The sequence below is a fragment of the Caballeronia terrestris genome, assembly GCF_001544515.1.
GTDB lineage: Bacteria > Pseudomonadota > Gammaproteobacteria > Burkholderiales > Burkholderiaceae > Caballeronia > Caballeronia terrestris.
Window position 1 is genome coordinate 223,711 of sequence record NZ_FCOL02000002.1, and the last position, 22,794, is coordinate 246,504.

Below are 22,794 nucleotides of genomic sequence, written 5' to 3' on the forward strand. Positions count from 1 at the left end.
CGGTCGCCGGCAGGCGGGCGACCGCGTTGACGTTGCTTACAGTGCGTGGGCGGTTTCGTGGCCGTTCGCGTTGGCGGCGGCGTCCGACTTGCCCGTCGCCGGGACGAAGAGGAAATCGGCCTCCTGATTGAGGACGCGCTGCGCGCGCACCCGGTCGATGTCCTTCTCCCAGACCGCGACGATCACCGTCGCCACGCAGTTGCCGATCAGGTTCGTCACGGCGCGTGCGATGCCGACGAACCAGTCGACCGGAAGGATCAGTACGAGGCCCAGCACGGGAATCGCGGGGATCGCGGAGAGGGTGGCGGCGAGAATCACGATCGCCGAGCCGGGGATGCCGTGCGCACCCTTCGACGTCACGAGCGACACCAGCACAACGACGATCAGGTCATGCACCGACAGCGGCGTGTTCGTCGCCTGCGCGATGAAGATGACGGCGAGCGTCAGGTAGATCGAGAAGCCGTCGAGGTTGAACGAGTAGCCGGTCGGAATCACGAGGCCGACGGTGGAATCCTTCACGCCCATCCATTCGAGCTTGCGCATGATCTGCGGCAAAACGGCGTCCGACGAAGCGGTGCCGAGCACGATCGACAGTTCTTCACGCAGATACCGCACGAGCTTGAAAATGCTGAAGCCCGCGAGGCGCATCACGACGCCGAGCACGACGAACACGAACAGGAAGCAGCTCGCGTAGAACACGACCACCAGCATGCCGAGCTGCTTGAGCGAATCGACGCCGTACTTGCCGGTCGTGAACGCGATCGCGCCGAGCACGCCGAGCGGCGCGAGCTTGATGATGAACGACATGATGCGGAAGAACACATGCGACAGTTCCTCGATCAAGCCCGACACCCGCCGCCCCTTCTCGCCGAGCATCGACAGCGCCGCGCCGAACAGCACGGAGAACACGAGCACCTGCAGGATGTCGCCCTTCGCGAAGGCGTCGGTGGCCGTGTTCGGGATGATGTTGAGCAGGAAGCCGGACGTGTCCTTCAGGCTTTTGGCGTGCTCGGTGTACTGCGTGAGCGACGCGGCGTTGAGCGAATGCAGGTCGATGTTCGCGCCTGCGCCCGGCTGCGTGACATAGGCGAGCACCGCGCCGATCACGAGCGCGAGCGTCGTCATGATTTCGAAGTAGATGACCGCCTTCAGCCCGACCCGCCCGACTTTCTTCAGATCGCCGGCGCTCGCCATCCCGCTCACGACGACGCAAAACACGATCGGCCCGATGACCATCTTGATGAGCTTGAGAAAGCCGTCGCCAAGCGGCCTCAGCGACTCGCCGAAATGCGGGAACATCGCCCCCACTACGACACCTATGACCAGCGCAATCATTACCCTGCCAAACAGCGAATTCAGGAATCTCAGCACGACTGTTCTCCTTCGTCGTCAATCTCTGTCACGGGATCACTTCAGCAACTGTTCCGACTGGTCCGACCAGTGCTGTGATGACGAATATTAGAAAACCGATATAGTCCAGTCAAGGACGTTGCCGTACCTGTTTACCCGCAATATCGGCAGCATCTTGCGATTGTCAAAGGCAATTTCGAGACACCGGCTAAACCCGCGCCTACAATGGCGGTCAGACCGGACTAGTACGATTCTTCCTATGAAAAACGTTCCGCATACCGTTACCGATGCCGCCATCGCGACCATTCGCGAACGGATCGAATCCAGCGTTTATCCGGTGGGGAGTCTCTTGCCGGCACAGCGGCAGCTCTCCGACGAACTGGCGATCAGCCGGGCGTCGTTGCGTGAAGCGCTCTCGACGCTCGAAGCGCTCGGCATGCTCCACATCCGGCCGGGAAAGGGCGTTTATGTCAGCAGCGCGCAGGCGAGCACGTCGCACGCGTGGCGCTTCGCCGATCAGGCGTCGCTGCCGGATACCTACCAGATGCGTTTCGCACTCGAGGGCTTCGTCGCGCGGCTGGCCGCCCATTCAATCGGCGATGCAGATATCGACTGGCTCCAGGACAACCTCGATTCGCTGCAGGGCGCGTTGATCAGCGCGGAACTGGAGGAAGCAGCGCAGCTCGACTTCGCGTTTCACATGCGGATCGTGAGCCTCGCGGGGAACGCGGCGATCGAATCGATCCTGCGCGGCAGCGCCGACATCATGAAGGAAAGCCAGCGGCTGCCGTTTTATCGGCGGGAGCTCGTGCTTTCGACGTATCACGAGCATTCGGCGATCGTCGAAGCGCTCAAGGCGCGCGACGGCGAAAGCGCCGGCCGTGCGATCGAGACGCACATCGTGAACGCCGCGCAGCGCGCGGGCGTGCATTTTCCGTTGCCCGCGGATTCAGCGCGCTAAGGGCGAAAGAAATGCGCGGAAACAAGGCCGTCCGGTCATCACCGGACGGCCTTGTTTACGTTCGCGAGATGCGCAACAGCAGGCCCGCCGCTGCTCCCAGCGATCGCGCGCAAGTCAATCGAAAATTGAAATAAATCCCGGCCCAGATCGTATTAATTTGACTTTCGGAATCATCTCATTCCGAAAAAAGCGAACAAAAAGCACTCTCGCATTCCTATAAATAGCCGAAAGGAATGCAGCATCATGGGTCGATTTTCCCGTAGGGCATGGCTGGGCGCGTTGCTCACCGTTGGCGTGCTCGCCGCAGGCGGCGGCCTTGCTGCCTGGCATTTCGATCTTTTCGAGCCGGGCAAGACCTATCTCGGCGACGGCAGGACGGGTCCCGCGAACATGGCGTGGATTCCCGCCGGCGCCTTTCTGATGGGCAGCGACCACCCGCACGCCCAGCCGAACGAAAAGCCCGCGCACAAGGTCGCGCTGTCGGGCTTCTGGATCGACGTGAGCGACGTCACCAACGCCGACTTCCGGCGCTTTGTCGAGGCCACCCACTACGTCACCACCGCCGAGCGCAAACCCGACTGGGAAACGCTCAAGGTACAGGCCCCGCCCGGCACGCCGAAACCCGACGACAGCCTGCTCGTGCCCGGCGCGCTCGTCTTCAGCGGCACCGCCGCGCCGGTTTCCCTGCGCGATTACTCGCAATGGTGGCGCTTCGTTCCGGGCGCTGACTGGGAGCGTCCGCAGGGGCCGGACAGCAGCATCGTCGGCAAGGACGATCATCCGGTGGTGCAGGTCTCGTACGAGGACGCCGAGGCGTATGCGAAATGGGCCGGCAAGCGGCTGCCGACGGAAGCCGAGTGGGAATACGCGGCGCGCGGCGGGCTCGAGCAGGCCACCTACGCATGGGGCAACGAACCGAACCCGCAGCAAAAGACGATGGCGAACATCTGGGACAACCATCGCGAGACACCATTCCCCGTCGTCACGGACGAAAAAGTGCAGGTCGGCACCACGGCCGTGCGGAAGTTCGCGCCGAACGGCTATGGCCTCTACGACATGGCCGGCAACGTCTGGCAATGGACCGCGGACTATTACCGTGCCGACTACTTCAAGACGCAGGCGCAGTTCGGCAAGACGACTCGCGACCCCATGGGCCCCGCCGACAGCTTCGACCCCTATGACGACTCCGGCGTCCCCGCCGATGCCCCGCGACGCGTGACGCGCGGCGGTTCGTTCCTGTGCAGCGACACGTATTGCCTCAGCTACCGCACGAGCGCGCGGCGCGGCGCCGACCCGTATACGAGCATGTCTCACATCGGCTTTCGCCTCGTCATGACACAGGATCAATGGAAAGCCGAGCAGAAACGCACCAAGGCCGAAGCCAACCGTTGATGCACCTCTTTCGGCGTTCGCCGGATTACAGGGCTCTCCGCTGATGCCGGAGAGCATTTACTCAAGCAATAAGGAAAACTCCATGCACATGCCAAAATTCAAAGGGCGGCGCACGGGCGGGCTGCTCATAGCCGCCTCGTTGGCGCTGACCCTTGGCATTACCGGACTGTCACAGGCGAACACGGCCGCCGACGCTGCGAAGGTCCAGTTCAAGCCGCTCGTCAGCGAAACCACGGGCAAGCTCGGCGAAATTCTGCCGCTGCCTCAAACCGAATACGAGGCGATGACGGAGCAGGACTACGCCAAGGTTCAGGCGCCGGCATTTCGTCAGGTGCGGCCGCCGAAGGGCGCACCCAACATCGTGATCGTGCTGCTCGATCAGGTGGCCTATGCCGACCCGCAATTGTTTGGCGGCCAGATCCGCATGCCGACGCTCGACAAGCTCGCGAAAGACGGCCTGACGTACACCAACTTTCACGTGAACGCGCTGTGCTCGCCCAGCCGCATGACGCTCCTGACCGGCCGCAACCAGCATCTGGCGGGCGTCTCGACCGTGATCGATACCGCCACGGCCTATCCGGCGAATAGCGGCGTGCGTCCGCGCAGCGTCGCGACGGTCGGCGAAATCCTGCATCAATGGGGCTACGTCACGTCGTACTTCGGCAAGAATCACGAGGTGCCGCCGTATGAAGGCAGCGTGAGCGGTCCGTTCGACCGCTGGCCGACGCACTCCGGCTTCGACAAGTTCTACGGCTACATCGGCGGCGAGCAGTCGTCGTTCTATCCAAACCTGATCGATGGCACGACGCACGTCGAGCGCCCGCGCAACGACCCGAACTACCACTTCAACACGGACATGACCAATCAGGCGATCGCCTGGCTGCGCGGCACGCAGTCGCTGACGCCGGACCGGCCGTTCCTGATGTACTACGCGTCGAGCGGCGGCCACCGGCCGCACACGCCGCGCCCCGACTGGCTCAAGAAACACCTGTACGCGGGCGAGTTCGACAAGGGCTGGGACGTGATGCGCGAGGAAATCCTTGCGCGCCAGAAGAAGCTCGGCATCGTGCCGCAAAACACGCAGCTCGCGAAAAATCCCGACTACATCAAGAAATGGGCGGATCTCTCGCCGGACGCGAAAAAAGTCTACGCGCGCCAGATGGAGGTTTACGCCACGCTGGTTGAAAGCGCGGATGCGGAAGTGGGCCGCCTCGTCGATACCATCGAGGACCTTGGCCAGATGGACAACACGCTGTTCTTCTACATCACGGGTGACAACGGCGGCTCGTCGATCGGCGAGATCAACGGCGTGTTCAACGAGTGGTCGGCGCTCAACGGCGCGCCAGAGGACGTGGCCTATCTGAAGAAACGCATGGACGCGGGCGAATACGGCGGTCCGAAGTCGTATCCGAACTATTCGATCGGCTGGGCTGCGGCAGGCGCGACGCCCGCCACCTGGATGATCCAGATGACGCACGGTGGCGGCAACATGGCCGGGATGGTCGTCCACTATCCGAAGGGCATCCAGGCGAAGAGCGAATTGCGACACCAGTACGCGCACCTGAACGACATCGTACCGACGATTCTCGACGTGATCGGCGTGCCGGAACCGAAGATGGTCAATGGTGTAAAGCAGGTGCCGATGTCGGGCACCAGCCTGAAGTACACCGCTAGGGACGAGAAGACGGAGCGCCACATCACGCAGTACAACGAGTCGTCGGGCAACCGGAGCATCTATCACGAAGGCTGGCTCGCCGCCGTGGTCCATCGCGCACCGTGGCAGCACGAAGCGCCGCAGCACGACTTCGAAAAGGACGATTGGCAGTTGTTCCACATGGCCGAGGACTTCGGCCTCGCCAACAACGTCGCGGCGAAATATCCGGAAAAGCTGAAGGAAATGAAGGAGTTGTTCCGCCAGGAAGCAATCAGGAACAAGGTCTTCCCGCTCGACGATCGCGGCTTCCAGTTGTTGAACCCGGTCGAAGCCGGCCGTCCGGACCTGATGTTCGGCCGCAAATCGCTCACGCTCTATCCGGGCATGCGCGGCATGACGGAAAACAACTTCATCAACACGAAGGCCGTGTCGTACACGATCACCGCCGATCTCGACATTCCAAAGGAAGGCGCGAAGGGTGTGATCATCTCGCAAGCCGGGCAGAACGGCGGCTGGAGTCTCTACGTCAAAAACGGCAAAACGAAGTACGTCTACAACTGGCTCTCGCGCGAGAAGTACGTGATCGAATCAAGCGAGCCGCTGCCGACGGGCCGCGTCAAGGTGACGTTCGACTTCGCCTATGACGGCGGCGGCCTGAACAAGGGCGCAACGGGTACGTTGTCGATCAACGGCAAGAAGGTCGGCTCGGGCCGCATCGAGAAGACGCAGGGCGCCGTGTATTCGCTCGCGGGCGAGACGGCGGACGTGGGCATTGACGCCCCGACGCCCGTCACCGACGACTACCCCTTCTACGACAACGAGTTCACCGGCACGATTCGTACGGTGCGTATCGACTTGAAGTAAGCCGGATCGGCGGGGGTGCTCCCCGCTGCTGTTTTACGACCAAGCCCTGCCGGCGCGCAGGGCTTTTTTATTTGCCGTCGCGCAAATAAAAAAGCCCGGCCGCTTTCGCGACCGGGGTTTTCGTGTGACATCGCAGCGCTATTACTTCGCGTTCGCGAGTGCGACGGCCGTATCCAGCATGCGGTTCGAGAAGCCCCACTCGTTGTCGTACCAGCTCGACACCTTGACCAGCCGCCCCGACACCTTCGTCAGCGTCGCGTCGAACGTCGACGACGCCGGATTGTGGTTGAAGTCGATCGACACGAGCGGCGCGTCGTTGTAGCCGAGAATGCCCTTGAGCGCGCCTTCCGATGCTTCCTTCATGATCGAGTTGACTTCATCGACCGTCGTGTCGCGCGCGGCGATAAACGACAGATCGACCACCGACACGTTGATCGTCGGCACGCGGATCGCGTAGCCGTCGAGCTTGCCGTTCAGTTCGGGCAGCACGAGACCGACCGCCGATGCCGCGCCCGTCTTCGTCGGGATCTGGCTGTGCGTGGCCGAGCGCGCGCGGCGCAGGTCTTCGTGATACACGTCGGTCAGGACCTGGTCGTTCGTGTACGCGTGGATCGTCGTCATCAGGCCGTTCACGAGGCCGATCTTGTCGTTCAGCGGCTTGACGAGCGGCGCGAGGCAGTTCGTCGTGCACGATGCGTTCGAGATGACCGTGTCCGATGCCTTCAGCACATGATGGTTCACGCCGTAGACGATGGTCGCGTCGACGTCCTTGCCGCCCGGCGCCGAGATGATCACCTTCTTCGCGCCGCCCTTGATGTGCGCGCTCGCCTTTTCCTTTGTCGTGAAGAAGCCGGTGCACTCCATCACCACGTCGACGTTCAGCTCGCCCCACGGCAGTTCGGCCGGGTTGCGGTTCGCCAGGACGCGGATCTTGTCGCCGTTGACGACGAGGTAATCGCCGTCCACCTTCACTTCGCCCGGGAACTTGCCGTGCGCTGTGTCGTACTGCGTGAGGTGCGCGTTCGTCTTGGCATCGCCGAGATCGTTGATCGCGACGATCTCGATGTCGTGCTTCTTGCCGTTCTCATAAAGGGCGCGCAACGTGTTGCGGCCGATCCGGCCGTAGCCGTTGATTGCAACGCGAATCGTCATGGTCTATCTCCTTGGCTTGAAAAAATACTTCCCGGGCGCGGCGCGTTTGAGCTTCGATAACGCTCAGGCGCCGGCGAGCGCGGCCTTGGCCGTCGCGACCACATGCTCGACGGTAAAGCCGAAATGCTTGAAGAGAGCGCCGGCCGGCGCGGATTCGCCGAACGAATCGATGCCGACCACGCCGCCTTCGAGACCCACATACTTGCGCCAGAAATCCGTCACGCCCGCTTCGATCGCCACGCGCACGACGCCCTTCGGCAGCACGCGCTCGCGGTACTCAGCGTCCTGCTTGTCAAACACGTTGGTGGACGGCATCGACACCACGCGCGCGCCGATGCCTTCCTGCGCGAGCTTCTCGACGGCTTCCATCGCCAGTTGCACTTCCGAGCCGGTCGCGATCAGGATTATCTTGCGCGCGGGGATGTCGTCGTTCCAGTCGCGCAGCACGTAGCCGCCCTTCGCGATATTCGCGATCTGTAAGTCGCTGCGCGGCGAGAATTGCAGGTTCTGGCGGCTGAAAATCAGCACCGACGGGCCTTCGTGGCCGACCGCGTGCGTCCAGGCCACGGCGGTTTCGACCGTATCGGCCGGGCGCCACGTCTGGAGTTGCGGAATCAGGCGCAGGCTCGACACGTGTTCGATCGACTGGTGCGTCGGGCCGTCTTCACCCAGGCCGATGGAATCGTGCGTGAACACGAAGATCGAACGCGACTTCATCAGCGCCGCGACGCGCAGCGCGTTGCGGCTGTAGTCGGAGAACGTGAGGAACGTGCCGCCGAACGGACGGTAGCCGCCGTGCAGCGCGATGCCGTTGATCGCCGCGCTCATGCCGAATTCGCGCACGCCGTAGTTGATGTGGTTGCCCCACTCGATGCCCTTGGCATCGTTGCCGTCGCCGGCCGCGCGCACGGGCTTCGACGCCTTCCAGTTCGTCAGGTTCGAGCCGGTCAGGTCGGCCGAACCGCCGAGCAGTTCCGGCAGCGCGGCGGCGAGGCCGTCCAGCGCCTGTTGCGACGCCTTGCGAGTCGCGATCGTTTCGGCCCGCTGGTTCGCGCCTTCGATGATCTTCTTCGCGTCGTCCACCCAGTTCGCCGGCAATTCGCCCTTCATGCGGCGCGTGAATTCGGCGGCTTGCTGCGGATGCTTCGCGCGGTAGGCGTCGAACGCCTTGTTCCACTCGGCCTCCGAGTGCGCGCCCTGCTCCTTCGCGTCCCACGCCGCGTACACCTCCTGCGGGATCACGAACGGCTCGTACGCCCAGCCGATCGCGGCGCGCGTATCGGCGATTTCCTTGTCTCCGAGCGGTGCGCCGTGCGCGTCGTGGCCGCCGGCCTTGGTCGGCGCGCCCTTGCCGATCACCGTGCGGCAGCAGATCAGCGTCGGCTTGTCCGCGTTCTTGGCCTGCGCGATGGCGGCATCGACGGCATCGACGTCATGGCCGTCCACTGCGCGGATCACGTTCCAGCCGTAGGCTTCGAACCGCTTCGGGGTGTCGTCGCGGAACCAGTGCTCGACGTGGCCGTCGATCGAGATGCCGTTGTCGTCGTAGAGCGCGATCAGCTTGTTCAGCTTGAGCGTGCCGGCGAACGAGCAGGCTTCGTGCGAGATGCCTTCCATCAGGCAGCCGTCGCCGAGGAACACGTACGTGTGGTGATCGACGATCGACGCGCCTTCCTTATTGAACTCGGCGGCGAGCAACGCTTCGGCGAGCGCCATGCCAACCGCGTTCGCGAGACCCTGGCCGAGCGGGCCGGTGGTCGTCTCGACGCCTGCCGTGAGGCCCACTTCGGGGTGGCCCGGCGTCTTCGAATGCAATTGGCGGAAGTTCTTGAGCTCGGCGATCGGCAGGTCGTAGCCGGTCAGGTGCAGCAGCGAATACAGCAGCATCGAACCGTGGCCATTCGACAGCACGAAGCGGTCGCGGTCGGCCCAGTGCGGATTCGACGGATTGTGCTTCAGATGGCGCGACCACAGCGCGACGCCGATTTCCGCCATGCCCATCGGCATGCCCGGGTGGCCGGAATTGGCTTGTTGAACGGCATCCATCGACAGCGCGCGAATCGCGTTGGCCATCAGGGCGGTTTGGCTGGAGATCGGGGTCGTCATGTGGATTCGGGGTAAGTCCTGAAATGATCCCGGATGTTTCCGGATGACGCGCCGGGCGGCGGCGAACGATGCTTTCAGGCCCCGGAACGACGAGAAACGAGGAGGATCAGAGGCCGCCATTCTAACAGACACGTCTGATTGACAACGTCCGAAAGCCGGCAGACAGGCGGCGCGAATCGAGTCGGGGCGCCATGTTTGTTCAGGCACGCTCCGTGCATTCGTCCACGCGACGTGCGTCTGGATGGCCGATTGGCTGACCTTTGAGCGTCAAACCTTCGTGGCACAATGCGCCTCACGGACCCAAGCTGCAGGAGTTTTCCCGATGACCGATCCCCGCCCAGCCGATGTGCCGTGGCTGACGCCTTACCTGACCGTCCACGACGCGCGCGTCGCCACCGGCTTCTATGAGCAGGCGCTGGGTTTCGCCGTGCGCGACAGCGTCAACGACGACGGCGCGGTCATCCACGTCGAGATGACATATCGCGGGCAGTTGATTTTGATGTTCGCGCCCGAGGGCGCGTACGGCTCGCAGGCGCGCACACCGAAGACTTCCGGCCTGATGGCGCCGCAGTCGTTCTACCTCTACGTCGACGATGTCGATGCCGTCTATGCTCGCGCGCTGGCGGTTGGGGCGAAAGGGCTGATCGAGCCGCAGGACCAGTTCTGGGGCGACCGCTTTGCACAATTCGAGGACCCGGACGGCTATCGCTGGGCGATCGCGCGGCATCTGAGCTAAGGCGCGCCACCCGCTCTCCACCTTATCCGCTGGCACCATGAGCCGGCGATCATCGACATGCCACGCTTTTTCGTTGACCGTCCGCTTGTCGCGGGCGAAACCCTTCCGCTGCCCGACGACGTCGTGCGGCACGTCCACGTCCTGCGCCTGCAAACCGGCGACGCGATCACGCTCTTCGACGGCGCCGGCGGCGAATTCGACGCCGAACTCACCGATATCGCCAAGCGCGCGGCGGTCGCGCGCATCGGCGGGCATCACGATCGCGAGGCCGAGCCGCCGTATCGCGTGACGCTGGCGCAAGGCGTCGCGGGCGGCGACAAGATGGACTGGCTGATCGAGAAGGCCGTCGAACTGGGTGTCGCTGCGCTCGTGCCGCTGACAGCGGAGCGCGGCGTCGTGCGTCTTGCTGGAGAACGCGCGCTCAAGCGTCAGGCGCACTGGCAGGCGCTCGTGCGCGCAGCGTGCGAGCAGTGCGGACGCAATCGCGTGCCCGAAGTCGCGCCGCCGCGCGATCTCGACGCGTGGCTTTCCGGAATGCCGCCCGCTGTGGACGGTGAGATGCGCTTGCTGCTATCGCCGCGCGCGGAGGTGAGCTTCGCATCGCTGCCGAGTGCGCCGCCGATCGATCCGGTCACGGTGTTGATCGGCCCGGAAGCAGGTTTTTCACCTTCAGAGGAGAAATATATCGTAGATGCGGGATTTACGACGCTTGGGCTAGGCCCGCGCGTCCTGCGTACCGAAACTGCTGGGATCGCCGTACTGGCGGCGCTGGCTGCGCGCTGGGGTGGGTGGTAAACGCAAAAAGCCGGTCGCAGAGACCGGCTTTTTGCTGCAAAGAAACCTGACGCTCAGGCAAACGAATAAAACACCCGGAACGCCACGCGCCGCTCGGCCCAGAACTCGGACGCCTCGCGGAACACGTCGAGCAGCGTTTCGCGCCCTTCCTTGTCGAATTTCTGCGCGATCGGCAGCGCCTCGAGCACGATCACGAAGCCCGGCTGCGAACCCGCCTTGTGGACGAGATCGGTGAGACTGTCGTACAGCGCGTCGTAATTCTTGCCGAAGTGCTTGGGAAACAGAAACGACGTAGCGATGGTTTCGAGCACTTCCTGCTTGCTCTGCGCCTGCCCGCAATACGCGAAGAGAAAATGCTGGCCGAGCCGGCTGGCTTCGTCGGCGAGGTCCTGCACGCGATACGCGCGGATCGACTGCACGATGTTCGGCCGCACCGTCCTGAAAAGACTCATGGACCCCTCGTCCGTTGATGAGAGCGCCGGGTTCGGTTCGTCGTCGGATCTGTCGTCGTGTTCAGTCGTGCGTAGCCGAAGTACTCGCTGGAACAGGTTGCCATCGCCGGTGGCGAAAAGATCACCCGCCGCACCGTTGCCGTGCGCGTAGATGTTGTCGCTCATGCCGTTCATCCCGAAGTTATCCCGCAATGCGTTTAAAACTGGCGTAATGGTCGTCGGAGTAATAACACTCGCCGATCTGCCGCCGAGGCCCACCGCACACGATCCGGCGCGCGCCGCGGTCGCGGGCACGCGGCGTGGGGACGGTGTACTCGTGGTAATAGCCGCGCGGATGCGGCGGAAGCAAACGCTCGCGATTGCCGAACACGACGCCATCCTTCTCGAACGGATACGGCCCGCCGGACTCGATCAGCCGCAGCGTCGCGATGGCCTGGTTCGGCAATTTCGCGACGGCGACGATGTCGCGACCGTCTTCCGTTTCCCGCTTGACCGAGCCGCCCGATGCGCTCCGTCCCGGCGATTCCGCCGGCTGAACCGGCTGGGCCAAAGCGCTCGAACCGGGCGCCGTATCAAGCGCGTCCGGACCATGCATGCCCTTGTCACAGCCGCTCAGGACCACGAAAAGCGCAAGAATGCAGTGCTGAAACCACATGCGCTTCACGTAGCGATATCCCCGCGATAAACCCAGATTTCGACGACCATTAAAGACGTAAGGGTATCGCTAATGACACCCGGAATCAACGTTCGGCCGGGAAATGAAAGTTCGGTCGGCGCTTTGGAGCCGAGTTTTGCGCCCGCAAAACTGGGCCGCTGGCGCAATTTTTAGCCCAAATCTGAGAGATTTTTATCTCGGATACGCTAATAATTAGATCCAGCATGGTTCAGAGACCCGGGGGCATGTTTGCCTCGCTTGTCGCCGGCCTCGCGGCGCTCGCCGTCGCCATTGCTGATTGGAGGAGACGCAAATCCCCTTGCATGCCTCAAAGCGTGCCGGTCATCCGGCACGCTTTTTTTTTGATTTTTTTCGTGGAGGCAAGGGGTGCGGCGCTCGTTGCGAGCCCCGCACCGGGATTTCAGCGCGTGGCCGTCGTGTCCGCGACCAAAAGCGCCGTCATGTTGACGATCCGCCGCACCGTCGCCGAAGCGGTCAGCACATGCACCGGCTTCGCCGCGCCGAGCAGGATCGGCCCGATCGCGATGTTGTTGCCCGCGGCCGTCTTCAGCAGGTTGTACGAAATGTTCGCGGCATCGATGTTCGGCAGGATCAGCAGGTTCGCGTCGCCTTCGAGCGTCGATTCCGGCAGCACTTCCTTGCGCAGACGCGCATCCAGCGCGACGTCGCCGTGCATTTCGCCATCGACATCCAGGTCCGGCGCGCGTTGCTTGAGCAATGCCAGCACGTCGCGCATTTTCTGCGCGGAAGGCGCGTTGCTCGTGCCGAAATTCGAATGCGACAGCAGCGCGATCTTCGGCTCGATACCGAAGCGCCGCACCTCTTCTGCCGCCATGATCGTGATTTCGGCGAGCTGCTCGGGCGTCGGATCGACGTTCACGTGCGTATCGACGATGAAGATTTGCCGCCCCGGCAGCACCAGCGCGTTCATCGCGGCGTAGACCGTCGCGCCTTCCTTCCTGCCGATCACCTGATCGATGAAGTGCAAATGGCGATGCGTCGTCGAAACCGTGCCGCAGATCATGCCGTCCGCCTCGCCGCGCTCGACCAGCATCGCGCCGATCAATGTCGTGCGGCGGCGCATTTCGAGCTTCGCCATCTGCTCGCTGATGCCCTTTCGCGCCATCATCTTGTAATAGCTCTGCCAGAAATCGCGATAACGCTCGTCGTGATCGGTGTCGATGACGGTGAAATCGACGCCCGGCGTCAGCCGCAGGCCGAACTTGTGCAGGCGCTGCTCGATCACCGCCGGACGGCCGATCAGGATCGGACGGGCGATTTTCTCGTCGACCGCGATCTGCACCGCGCGCAGTACGCGTTCCTCTTCGCCTTCCGCGAACACGATGCGCTTCTTCTCCGCCTCGACGCTGCGCGCGAGCTGGAAGATCGGCTTCATCGTCGTGCCGCTGTGGTAGACGAATTGTTGCAAGTGCTGCTCGTACGCTTCCATGTCCTCGATCGGACGCGTCGCAACGCCGGAATCCATCGCCGCCTTGGCGACTGCCGGCGCAATCTTGACGATCAGACGCGGATCGAAAGGCTTCGGAATCAGATATTCCGGACCGAACGACAGATCCTGAATGCCATACGCCGTCGCGACGATATCGCTCTGTTCCTGGCGCGCGAGTTCCGCGATCGCGTTCACGGCGGCAATTTCCATCTCGCGCGTGACCGTGGTCGCACCTGCATCGAGCGCGCCGCGGAAGATGAACGGGAAGCAGAGGACGTTGTTGACCTGATTCGGATAGTCCGTGCGGCCGGTGGCGAGCACGGCGTCCGGGCGCACTTCGAGCGCGAGTTCCGGCAGGATTTCAGGTGTCGGGTTGGCGAGCGCGAGAATCAGCGGCTTCGTGCCCATGCTCTTGACCATGTCCTGCTTGAGCACGCCGCCGGCCGAAAGACCGAGGAACACATCGGCGCCTTCGATCACTTCAGCCAAAGTGCGCGCTTCCGTTTCGCGGGCGAAGCGTTCCTTGTCGGGGTCCATCAGTTCGACGCGGCCCTTGTAGACCACGCCGGCCAGATCCGTCACATAAATGTTCTCGAGCTTCATGCCGAGATCGACGAGCAGATCGAGACACGCCAGCGCGGCAGCGCCCGCACCGGAAGCCACGAGCTTCACTTCGGCGATATTCTTGCCGACCACCTTCAGACCATTGGTAACAGCCGCCGCGACGACGATCGCGGTGCCGTGCTGGTCATCATGAAAGACCGGAATCTTCATGCGTTTGCGGCATTCCCGCTCGACGATGAAGCAATCCGGCGCCTTGATGTCTTCCAGATTGATGCCGCCGAAGGTCGGTTCGAGCGCGGCGATCACATCCACCAGCTTGTGCGGGTCCATCTCGTTGAGTTCGATGTCGAACACGTCGATGCCCGCGAATTTCTTGAACAGCACCGCCTTGCCTTCCATCACCGGCTTCGACGCGAGCGGCCCGATGTTGCCGAGACCCAGCACCGCCGTGCCGTTCGTGACCACGCCGACGAGGTTGCTGCGGGCGGTAAAGCGCGCGGCATTCAGCGGATCTTCGACGATCGCCTCGCACGCGAACGCTACGCCCGGCGAGTACGCCAGCGCGAGGTCGCGCTGGTTGATCATCTGTTTGGTCGGCGCGATGGCGATCTTGCCCGGCGTCGGAAATTCGTGGTAATCGAGCGCAGCTTCGCGCAATTTGGTATTGGCGGATGTCGTCATGAGGCGGGCCGGCAGGCGAGATTAGAATAGAAGTTCGAACGCATTGTAGCGCCATTCAGGCACCGATTCGGGTTGAAATCGGCGCAATTCGGGTGCAACTGCCACGACCGGAACACGCTGAAAGCGCACGCCCCGCAAGGCGTTCGAGGGTCTAAAGTCGTCTAACCCGTTTTATCCGGCCGGGAAACGCGCGCATCTGCGCGCACCGATGTCCATTCCACCATTCCTAATTCGCTTCCGGGCCCACGATGCTTTCCGAGTTTTCCCTGATCGAGCGTTTTTTCGCCCGCCGTGCGTCGGCGCCGTTGTCGAACGGTGCGGCAAGAGCGCCGCGCGCGGCGCTAGGCATCGGCGACGATTGCGCGCTGATCGTCCCGGCGCCCGGCCAGCAGCTCGCGATATCGACCGACATGCTGGTCGAAGGCCGCCACTTCTTCGCCGACGTCGATCCGCACGCGCTCGGCCACAAGGCGCTCGCGGTCAATCTGTCGGATCTGGCCGCGATGGGCGCCGCGCCCCACGCGTTCACGCTGGCGCTCGCGCTGCCGCGCGCCGACGAGCGCTGGCTCGCGGCGTTCAGCGACGGGCTCTTCGCGCTCGCCGAGCGTTTTGGCTGCGAGCTGATCGGCGGCGATACGACGAGCGGCCCGCTCAACATCTGCATCACCGTGTTCGGCGACGTCCCGCCGAACGCCGCGCTGCGTCGCGACGCCGCGCGCCCGGGCGACGACATCTGGGTCTCCGGCACGCTCGGCGACGCACGCGCGGGACTCGGCCTCGTGCGCGGCGAATGGCGCGTCACCGACGAAGCGTCGGCCGCTCGATGCAAACGCGCGCTGGAGCGCCCGGAGCCGCGCGTCGGGCTGGGACTGGCGCTGCGCGGCGTGGCGCACGCGGCGCTCGATATCTCCGATGGCCTCGCCGGCGATCTCATGCACATATTGAAGCGCTCGAACGCGTGCGCCATCGTCGATGCGGACGCCGTGCCGATATCCGACGCGCTCGCCTCGCTGCCCGAAGAGGTGCGCCGGTCGTGCGCACTCGCCGGCGGCGACGACTACGAACTGTGCTTCACCGCCCCCGCCGAAGCGCGCGGAAAGGTGGAAGGATTAGCCGAACGGGAGAACGTGCGGGTCACGCGCATCGGTACAATCGAAGCGATCGGTTCCGTGGCGCACGCGCCGTCCATCGCCTGGCGCGACCGCAACGGCGCCCCGCTCTCCCTGACGTTGCAAGGCTTCGACCACTTTCATGCAGACTGACCCCACGCTCGCGAGCGATTCCGCCGCGCCGCTCAAGCCACCCAAGCCCCCGCGCAAGGCAAGCGCGCGCTTCATGCTGACGCATCCGTTGCACATCCTTTCGCTCGGCTTCGGCAGCGGCCTCTCGCCTATCGCGCCGGGCACCGTCGGCACGCTGTTCGCGTGGGCGTCGTTCGTCGCGTTCACTCAGTATCTGACGGTGGCCGAATGGGCGGTGCTGATCGTCGTCGGTTTCGTGGCGGGCTGCTGGTTCTGCGGCTTCACGGCGACGAAGATGGGCGTGGCCGATCCGTCGCCGGTCGTGTGGGACGAGATCATCGCGTTCTGGCTCGTGCTGCTCTTCGTCACGCCAGTCACGTTTACCGGGCAATTGTGGGCGTTCATCGTGTTCCGCTTCTTCGACATGGTGAAACCGCCGCCGATCCGCTATTTCGACCGTAACCTGAAAGGCGGTTTCGGCATCATGTTCGACGACCTCGTCGCCGCTTTCCTCACGCTGCTCGTGATCGCGCTCTGGCGCATGACCGTCTGAAACCTTTCGGCCCCTTCGAGACACCATCATGGCTACCGATAACGTCGTTCACCAACTCGCGATCCGCGTCGGCAACAAGCTGCACGAGGAACGGCTCATGCTCGCCACGGCGGAATCGTGCACCGGCGGGATGGTTGCCACCGCGATCACCGACATCTCCGGCAGCAGCACCTGGTTCGAACGCGGCTTCGTCACGTATTCGAATCTCGCGAAGACGGAGATGATCGGCGTGCCGGCCGCGCTCATCGAGCAGCACGGCGCGGTGAGCGAGCCGGTCGCGCGGGCGATGGCCGAGGGTGCGCTCCGCAACAGCCGCGCGCAGGTATCGGTGGCGATCACGGGTGTCGCGGGCCCGGCGGGCGGCAGCGAAGCGAAGCCGGTCGGCACGGTGTCGTTTGCGTGGAGCAACCGGCTGCACACGGCCGTCGAGACGCAGCTCTTCAAGGGCGATCGCGAGCAAGTCCGGGCGCAAGCCGCCGCGCACGCGTTGCGCGGGCTGCTGGAATTGCTCGAGCGGCGTGAACGGTGAACCGGCGCGCCGCACAAAATGAAACTGCCTGAATGAACGATTCGACCTCCCCGAACAACCCCGTTTCCTACGATCGAGCGCAGGTCGTGCAATGGCTCGGCGCCAAGACCGTCGCCAAGGCGGTGCCGTATGTCGGCGCCGTGTCGGGGATGCGATGGCGCGGCGATGGACTCACCGCGCGCGTCCAGGGCACACAGCCGGCGCCTTATCTGGTGCAGTTGAAATTTCACCCGAAATCCGACAGCCAGATCCTCGACGGCAACTGTACGTGCCCGGTCGGCCACTTCTGCAAGCATATCGGCGCCGTGCTGCTCGCGAATCTCGCGCCGGCGCCGCAGCAGGAAGGCGGCTTGCGGCCCGAGCTGTCCGAATGGCTGAACCGCTTTCGCACGCGCGTCGCGGCGGCCCGGCCGACTGGCGGCGCGCAGCCCGCCGCGAAAACACAGGCGGTGTACGCGCTTGCCTACGTGCTCAATACGCCGCAACTGGACCATCATCCCGAGCTGCAGATTTTCAAGACGCGGCTCGGCATCGACGGCACGATCCGCGATTTCGACCGCTGGAATGCAAGCAACGCGGCCTTGTCGAATCCGGCGAAATTCATCGCCGACGACGACCTCACGATCCTGCGCGCGCTGATCCCCGGCAAATCCGCGGGCGACGTGCTCGGCAGCTTCGTCCTGAGCGGCCCGGCCGGCGCCGCCCTCATGCCGAAACTCCTCGCAACCGGACGCTTTTTCACGGAACTCGCCAAGCACGCCGGCAACGTGCACGCCGGCACGCCGCTGCGCGAAGGGCCGGCGCGCGCCGGACGCATCGACTGGATGCCGGAGACACACGACCGGCTGCGCCCCGTGCTGCATGCGAGCCCGCGCGCGAACGCCGTGCTCGCAACCGAACCGCGCTGGTACGTCGACGCTGAGACGGGCGAAGCCGGCCTCGTCGACACGCCGATGCCCGCGCGCCAGCTCGCCGACTATCTCGCAATGCCGCCGATCACGCTCGCCGAAGCGCCGCTCGTCGCCGCCGCGTTGCGCGACTGCGCGCCCGCGCTGCCGTTGCCGCCTTCGCGCGACAGCGGCGAGATTCGCGTGATCGACGCGGCGCCCCTGCCAGTGCTCACGCTCGACACGCTGCCGGTGTACGTCGCGCGTTTCGGCAAGTACGACCATCGCGCGACGTCGCTCGACTTCGCGACGGTCAGCTTCGATTACGACGGCCTTCAGGTCGCGGCCGAAAGCGCGTCGATGATGATTCACCGGCGCGGCGACGAACTCGTCGAGATCAAGCGCGACGACGCTGCGGAACGGGAACGCCTGGAGCAGCTCGCCGATACCGGTTTGCAGCGGCTCCCGCTGCAGCACGTCTACGGCCCGAAGCCGTTTCCGGCCGGGCTGCGCGCGCTGAACGACCCGAAGGCGTGGGATGCGTTCGTCGCCGATGCGCTGCCGCTCCTGCGCCGCGACGGCTGGCGCGTCAACATGACGCACGACTTCAGCTTCAACGTGCTCGACATCGACGACATCGAAGGCAGCGCGCACAGCGCGGGCGACGGCTGGTTCGATCTCGAAATGGGCATCACGGCGGGCGAGCGCAAGCTGCGCCTGGAACCGCTCTTGGCCGATCTCTTTCGCCGCGACCGGCGCTGGCTGTCGGGCATGCTCGATTCGATCGCCGATGACGAGGGCGTCGAATTGCGCACTGATCAGGGCGAGCGGCTGCGTCTGATGGCGAACCGGCTGAAACCCGTCGTGCGCGTGCTGATCGACCTGTTCAGCTCGATGGGCGAAGGCGAGGCGCTGCGCATTCCCGCGCTCGACGCCGGCCGTCTCGCCGCGCTGGAGGACACGCAGCGCTGGCAGTTTCGCGGCGATACGTCGGTCATCGAACTCGCGCGGCGACTGCAAACGTCGAACGGGCCGCACGAGGTTCCGGTGCCCGCCGGCCTGCGCGCGGAATTGCGCACGTATCAGCGCGAGGGCCTGAACTGGATGCAGTTCCTGCGCGAACACGGCCTTTCGGGCGTGCTCGCCGACGATATGGGTCTCGGCAAGACCGTGCAGACGCTCGCGCACATCCTCGCGGAGAAGGAAGCGGGCCGGCTCGACCGCCCCGCGCTGATCGTCGTGCCGACGACGCTCGTCCACAACTGGTGCGAGGAAGCGGGCCGTTTCGCGCCGGATCTGAAAGTGCTCGACCTGCACGGCCCCGAACGGCGCGAGCGCTTCGAGCAGATCGGCGCGCACGATCTGATCCTCACGACCTACGCGCTGTTGTGGCGCGATCACGAGGCGCTCGCCGAGCACGACTATCACCTGCTGATCCTCGATGAAGCGCAATACGTCAAGAATTCGACGACCAAGGCGGCTACCAGCATCCGCGAACTGCGCGCGCGGCATCGGCTGTGCCTGACGGGCACGCCGCTTGAAAATCACCTCGGCGAGCTGTGGGCGCAGTTCGATTTCCTCCTGCCGGGCTTTCTCGGCACGCAACGCGACTTCACGAAACGCTGGCGCGCGCCGATCGAAAAGGACGGCGACACTGTCCGGCGCGAGCTGCTTGCGCGGCGCATCCGGCCGTTCATGCTGCGTCGCCGGAAGGACGAGGTCGCGAAGGAATTGCCGCCGAAGACGACGATCGTGCGTACCGTCGATCTCGAAGGCGGGCAGCGCGATCTGTATGAAACGGTACGCACGGCGATGCAGGAAAAAGTGCGCTCGGCGGTGTCCGAGCATGGCTTCGCGCGCAGCCACATCGTCGTGCTCGATGCGCTTTTGAAGCTGCGGCAGGTGTGCTGCGATCCGTCGCTCGTCAAGCTGAAACAGGCGAAGCGCGTGGAGGAATCGGCGAAACTCGAGCTGCTGCTGGAGATGCTGCCCGAATTGATCGAAGAAGGACGCCGCGTGCTCGTGTTCTCGCAGTTCGCGGGGATGCTTGCGATCATCGCGGCGGCGCTCGACAAGGTGTCCATTCCCTACGCGATGCTGACCGGCGACACCACCGATCGCCGCACGCCGGTGCGCCGTTTTCAGGACGGCAAGGTGCCGCTCTTCCTGATCAGTTTGAAGGCAGGCGGCGTCGGCCTGAACCTGACCGCCGCCGATACCGTGATCCACTACGACCCGTGGTGGAACCCGGCCGCCGAGAACCAGGCGACGGACCGCGCGCATCGGATGGGGCAGGACAAGCCGGTGTTCGTGTACAAGCTGATCGCGGCCGGGAGCATCGAGGAGAAGATCGTCGCGATGCAGGGCAGGAAGGCGGCGCTCGCCGACAGCATTCTTTCGGAGGACGCAGCGGGCGCCACGAAGTTCTCCTCCGACGACCTCGACGCGCTGTTCGCGCCGATGCCGTCTCTCTGACGCCTTTGCTCAGCGATACAGGTTGATCGTGTCGCGCGTTTTCTTCGCCGCTTCGGCAGCGGCGGCGGCGAAATCGTCGCCCTTGCCGGCATAGATGATCGCGCGCGACGAATTGATCAGCATCCCCGCGCCGCCTTCCGTGCGGCCGGCACGCACCGTCGCCTCGACGTCGCCGCCCTGCGCGCCGATGCCCGGAATCAGGAGCGGCATGTCCCCGACGATCCCCCGCACCACTTCGACCTCTCGCGGAAACGTCGCGCCGACGACGAGGCCAAGCTGCCCGTTCGCGTTCCATTTCTCCGCCGCGAGCCGCGCGACGACGTGATAGAGCGGGCGGCCGTCGGTGTTCAGAAATTGCAAATCGGAGCCGCCGGGGTTCGACGTGCGACACAGTACGATCACGCCGCGCCCTTCGTGCGCGAGATACGGCTCGATCGAATCGAAACCCATGTACGGATTGACCGTGACGGCGTCGGCGTCGTAGCGCTCGAACGCTTCGCGCGCGTACTGCTCGGCCGTGCTGCCGATGTCGCCGCGCTTCGCATCGAGGATCACCGGCAGGCCGGGATGCTGCTCGTGGATGTGCGCGATCAACTGTTCGAGCTGGTCCTCGGCGCGGTTCGCCGCGAAATACGCGATCTGCGGCTTGAACGACGACGCGTACGGCGCGGTGGCATCGACGATGGCGCGGCAGAAGTCGAAGATCGCATCGGGACGGTTCTTCAGCGCTCCGGGAAATTTGGACGGCTCCGGGTCGAGGCCGACGCACAGGAGCGACTGAGTCCGCGTCCACGCGGCGTTGAGAGATTCGATGAAGGGCATGGCAGGCCGGAGGGAAGGTTCGATGCCACGCATTTTAACGTGTGAGGGTGGTTCCGATCCCGGCGGGGGTACGCTTGCGGCGAAGGCTCGTTCGTAAGGGTGCTTCGCTCGTGGTTGAGGGAGAACGGCTGCTGGCGGCAGCTTTCGTTTCCTCAAAAACGTCGTCTCTCTCGCCGTGGCGGTCAGCAGTCCCACGCCCTCACCTCCCGGCAAGGCAAATGCATACACCCACCGCAACGCTCAAATTACCCCTACCGCGCCGCCGCCCTGCCCCGCGCCTTCGTCCCGGCTGCCGACCGCGGCCGTCCGCGTCGCGCGGATTCCCCCGTGCGCTCGACCGTAAAGCGAAACTCCCGCGTCAGCTTCTCGCCGGGCGCGAGCACCGTCATGCCGTGCGCTTCGCCGCCGCCCGGCAAATTCACCGCGTTGATCGGATGATCGACCGGCTCGAAGCAGAAATAATTCTCCCCCGGCGGCGCGTACAGCACGTAGTAATCCGTGTTCGCGGAAATTGTCAGCGAGAGACGGCGCTTCGGCCACATCACGCTCGTGCGGCCGCTCCAGCCGGTGAACGCGTTGTTCACGAGCGTCGAAGGCATCGGGTAGGCGACGCCGAACTGCCACGCCGGCGGCGCCGGAACATGGCGCACGGGAAGCCAGTCGTCGCCGCAGAGCCACAGGCCACCCGCCGCCGCCGACAGTTCCGTGTCCGCCTCGCGCATCAGGAACGGATGCAGGCCGAGGCCAAACGGCAGTGCGTCACGGCCGGTATTCTCGACATGCAGCGTGACGACGAGCGTCGCGCCATCCAGCCGATACGTCTGCGCCGCGCGATACGAATACGGCTTGCCGGCGCGCCGGTCGAGCGTCAGGCGCACGTGCGACGGCTCCTGCTCGTCCACTTCCCACGCGCCGAGCCAGCCATCGCCGTGCAGCGGCAACGGTTCGTCGTCGCGATTGCGCGGCACGTCGATCGCGCGGCCGGAGAAATTGAAATGCCCGTTGCCGATACGGTTCGAGTACGGCAGGAGTGGATAACAAGCGAGCTGGTTCGGATCGGTATCGGCGCACGGCTCGGCGCAAGGGCGGAAGATCGGCACGAGCGCGCCTTCATGACGCCAGTCGAAACGCGTGATGCCGCCTCCGAGCGCGGGCGCCACGTCGAGCCGCAAGTGCGAATTCGCAAGCGTGATGCAGCCGTCGACCACGGCACCGCCCATCGCGACGACTGAAGTGCCGGGCCCGGGCCGTATCGGCGGCTCGGTGGCGGCGGCGAGCCGCGAGGCGCGGGCGCTGGCTCCCGCCGTGGAGGACGTCGAAGTGGATGCAGGCTTCACGCTTTCCGCTGAAACTGTTCGGGCAACAGTCATGGCTCACGCTCCATCGAGAGGCGACAGTCCGGCTTGGCCGGTCGGGCGGACGGCGCGTCGTTGCGCGCCGTCTCGGATTCTTGA

The 22,794-nt window shown here is 64.5% G+C and carries 17 protein-coding genes; 9 read left to right on the forward strand and 8 right to left on the reverse strand.

All coding sequences use genetic code 11. The annotated features are described in order from the left end of the window. Positions 1-36 precede the first annotated feature (36 nt). Positions 37-1,371 (reverse strand): C4-dicarboxylate transporter DctA, encoded by a 1,335-nt coding sequence (locus AWB67_RS02805; RefSeq protein WP_087654714.1) that lies wholly within the window; start codon positions 1,369-1,371, stop codon positions 37-39. A 238-nt stretch (positions 1,372-1,609) separates the two neighbouring features. Here AWB67_RS02805 and AWB67_RS02810 point away from each other — a divergent pair, with 238 nt between their 5' ends. The 3 genes from AWB67_RS02810 to AWB67_RS02820 all read left to right on the forward strand — a co-directional run bounded on the left by AWB67_RS02810 (position 1,610) and on the right by AWB67_RS02820 (position 6,221). After that, positions 1,610-2,311, forward strand: a complete 702-nt coding sequence (locus AWB67_RS02810; protein WP_087654715.1) for a FadR/GntR family transcriptional regulator — start codon at positions 1,610-1,612, stop codon at positions 2,309-2,311. 243 nt (positions 2,312-2,554) lie between these two features. Next, positions 2,555-3,703 (forward strand): formylglycine-generating enzyme family protein, encoded by a 1,149-nt coding sequence (locus AWB67_RS02815; RefSeq protein WP_087654716.1) that lies wholly within the window; start codon positions 2,555-2,557, stop codon positions 3,701-3,703. A gap of 82 nt (positions 3,704-3,785) precedes the next feature. Continuing rightward, positions 3,786-6,221, forward strand: a complete 2,436-nt coding sequence (locus tag AWB67_RS02820) for an arylsulfatase (protein ID WP_200822153.1) — start codon at positions 3,786-3,788, stop codon at positions 6,219-6,221. A 141-nt stretch (positions 6,222-6,362) separates the two neighbouring features. Here AWB67_RS02820 and gap read toward each other — a convergent pair whose 3' ends face one another. Together gap and tkt are read right to left on the reverse strand one after the other, a co-directional pair. Continuing rightward, positions 6,363-7,373, reverse strand: a complete 1,011-nt coding sequence (gene gap, locus AWB67_RS02825; protein WP_087654717.1) for a type I glyceraldehyde-3-phosphate dehydrogenase — start codon at positions 7,371-7,373, stop codon at positions 6,363-6,365. Between the two features lie 63 nt (positions 7,374-7,436). Next, on the reverse strand, positions 7,437-9,446 hold the full coding sequence (gene tkt / locus AWB67_RS02830) for a transketolase (RefSeq protein ID WP_374729798.1): 2,010 nt from the start codon (positions 9,444-9,446) through the stop codon (positions 7,437-7,439). 355 nt (positions 9,447-9,801) lie between these two features. Between tkt and AWB67_RS02835 the strand changes: the two genes are divergently transcribed. After that, entirely contained in the window at positions 9,802-10,215 is a 414-nt protein-coding gene (locus tag AWB67_RS02835; RefSeq protein WP_087654719.1) for a VOC family protein, read from the forward strand. A gap of 57 nt (positions 10,216-10,272) precedes the next feature. Next, positions 10,273-11,010 carry a 16S rRNA (uracil(1498)-N(3))-methyltransferase gene (locus AWB67_RS02840; RefSeq protein ID WP_087654720.1) on the forward strand — a complete coding sequence of 246 codons (738 nt, stop codon included), beginning with the start codon at positions 10,273-10,275 and terminating at the stop codon, positions 11,008-11,010. 53 nt (positions 11,011-11,063) lie between these two features. Here AWB67_RS02840 and AWB67_RS02845 read toward each other — a convergent pair whose 3' ends face one another. The 3 genes from AWB67_RS02845 to AWB67_RS02855 all read right to left on the reverse strand — a co-directional run bounded on the left by AWB67_RS02845 (position 11,064) and on the right by AWB67_RS02855 (position 14,833). Then, complete coding sequence (locus tag AWB67_RS02845; protein ID WP_087654816.1) at positions 11,064-11,627, reverse strand: barstar family protein; 564 nt, start codon at positions 11,625-11,627, stop codon at positions 11,064-11,066. Between the two features lie 16 nt (positions 11,628-11,643). After that, a complete protein-coding gene (locus AWB67_RS02850) occupies positions 11,644-12,117 on the reverse strand; it encodes a ribonuclease (RefSeq protein WP_374729796.1) in 474 nt (157 codons plus the stop codon). Between the two features lie 421 nt (positions 12,118-12,538). Continuing rightward, positions 12,539-14,833 carry an NADP-dependent malic enzyme gene (locus AWB67_RS02855; protein ID WP_087654721.1) on the reverse strand — a complete coding sequence of 765 codons (2,295 nt, stop codon included), beginning with the start codon at positions 14,831-14,833 and terminating at the stop codon, positions 12,539-12,541. A gap of 248 nt (positions 14,834-15,081) precedes the next feature. Between AWB67_RS02855 and thiL the strand changes: the two genes are divergently transcribed. Genes thiL through AWB67_RS02875 form a run of 4 tightly spaced genes read left to right on the forward strand, consistent with a single transcriptional unit; the run spans position 15,082 to position 20,518 of the window. Beyond that, positions 15,082-16,095, forward strand: a complete 1,014-nt coding sequence (gene thiL / locus AWB67_RS02860) for a thiamine-phosphate kinase (protein WP_087654722.1) — start codon at positions 15,082-15,084, stop codon at positions 16,093-16,095. Continuing rightward, positions 16,085-16,627 (forward strand): phosphatidylglycerophosphatase A family protein, encoded by a 543-nt coding sequence (locus tag AWB67_RS02865; RefSeq protein ID WP_200822154.1) that lies wholly within the window; start codon positions 16,085-16,087, stop codon positions 16,625-16,627. The genes thiL and AWB67_RS02865 overlap by 11 nt, the downstream gene beginning before the upstream one ends. Positions 16,628-16,655: 28 nt before the next feature. Beyond that, positions 16,656-17,156 carry a CinA family protein gene (locus AWB67_RS02870; protein ID WP_087654723.1) on the forward strand — a complete coding sequence of 167 codons (501 nt, stop codon included), beginning with the start codon at positions 16,656-16,658 and terminating at the stop codon, positions 17,154-17,156. 32 nt (positions 17,157-17,188) lie between these two features. Further along, the gene (locus tag AWB67_RS02875) at positions 17,189-20,518 is read left to right on the forward strand and encodes a DEAD/DEAH box helicase (RefSeq protein ID WP_087654724.1); all 3,330 of its coding nucleotides are present in this window, start codon (positions 17,189-17,191) and stop codon (positions 20,516-20,518) included. A gap of 9 nt (positions 20,519-20,527) precedes the next feature. On the opposite strand, the gene pyrF is transcribed toward AWB67_RS02875, so the two are convergent. After that, positions 20,528-21,340, reverse strand: coding sequence for an orotidine-5'-phosphate decarboxylase (pyrF, locus tag AWB67_RS02880; protein WP_087654725.1), 813 nt, complete (start codon positions 21,338-21,340; stop codon positions 20,528-20,530). A gap of 251 nt (positions 21,341-21,591) precedes the next feature. Continuing rightward, a complete protein-coding gene (locus tag AWB67_RS02885) occupies positions 21,592-22,710 on the reverse strand; it encodes an aldose 1-epimerase (protein ID WP_087654726.1) in 1,119 nt (372 codons plus the stop codon). Positions 22,711-22,794: the final 84 nt, after the last annotated feature.

Bases quoted from the DNA above. Each gene is read 5' to 3' on its own strand.
- AWB67_RS02810 (WP_087654715.1), top strand. From the start codon at position 1,610: ATGAAAAACGTTCCGCATACCGTTACCGATGCCGCCATCGCGACCATT.
- AWB67_RS02815 (WP_087654716.1), top strand. From the start codon at position 2,555: ATGGGTCGATTTTCCCGTAGGGCATGGCTGGGCGCGTTGCTCACCGTT.
- AWB67_RS02820 (WP_200822153.1), top strand. From the start codon at position 3,786: ATGCACATGCCAAAATTCAAAGGGCGGCGCACGGGCGGGCTGCTCATA.
- gap (WP_087654717.1), bottom strand. From the start codon at position 7,373: ATGACGATTCGCGTTGCAATCAACGGCTACGGCCGGATCGGCCGCAAC.
- tkt (WP_374729798.1), bottom strand. From the start codon at position 9,446: ATGGCCAACGCGATTCGCGCGCTGTCGATGGATGCCGTTCAACAAGCC.
- AWB67_RS02835 (WP_087654719.1), top strand. From the start codon at position 9,802: ATGACCGATCCCCGCCCAGCCGATGTGCCGTGGCTGACGCCTTACCTG.
- AWB67_RS02840 (WP_087654720.1), top strand. From the start codon at position 10,273: ATGCCACGCTTTTTCGTTGACCGTCCGCTTGTCGCGGGCGAAACCCTT.
- AWB67_RS02845 (WP_087654816.1), bottom strand. From the start codon at position 11,627: ATGAGCGACAACATCTACGCGCACGGCAACGGTGCGGCGGGTGATCTT.
- AWB67_RS02850 (WP_374729796.1), bottom strand. From the start codon at position 12,117: ATGTGGTTTCAGCACTGCATTCTTGCGCTTTTCGTGGTCCTGAGCGGC.
- AWB67_RS02855 (WP_087654721.1), bottom strand. From the start codon at position 14,833: ATGACGACATCCGCCAATACCAAATTGCGCGAAGCTGCGCTCGATTAC.
- thiL (WP_087654722.1), top strand. From the start codon at position 15,082: ATGCTTTCCGAGTTTTCCCTGATCGAGCGTTTTTTCGCCCGCCGTGCG.
- AWB67_RS02865 (WP_200822154.1), top strand. From the start codon at position 16,085: ATGCAGACTGACCCCACGCTCGCGAGCGATTCCGCCGCGCCGCTCAAG.
- AWB67_RS02870 (WP_087654723.1), top strand. From the start codon at position 16,656: ATGGCTACCGATAACGTCGTTCACCAACTCGCGATCCGCGTCGGCAAC.
- AWB67_RS02875 (WP_087654724.1), top strand. From the start codon at position 17,189: ATGAACGATTCGACCTCCCCGAACAACCCCGTTTCCTACGATCGAGCG.
- pyrF (WP_087654725.1), bottom strand. From the start codon at position 21,340: ATGCCCTTCATCGAATCTCTCAACGCCGCGTGGACGCGGACTCAGTCG.
- AWB67_RS02885 (WP_087654726.1), bottom strand. From the start codon at position 22,710: ATGACTGTTGCCCGAACAGTTTCAGCGGAAAGCGTGAAGCCTGCATCC.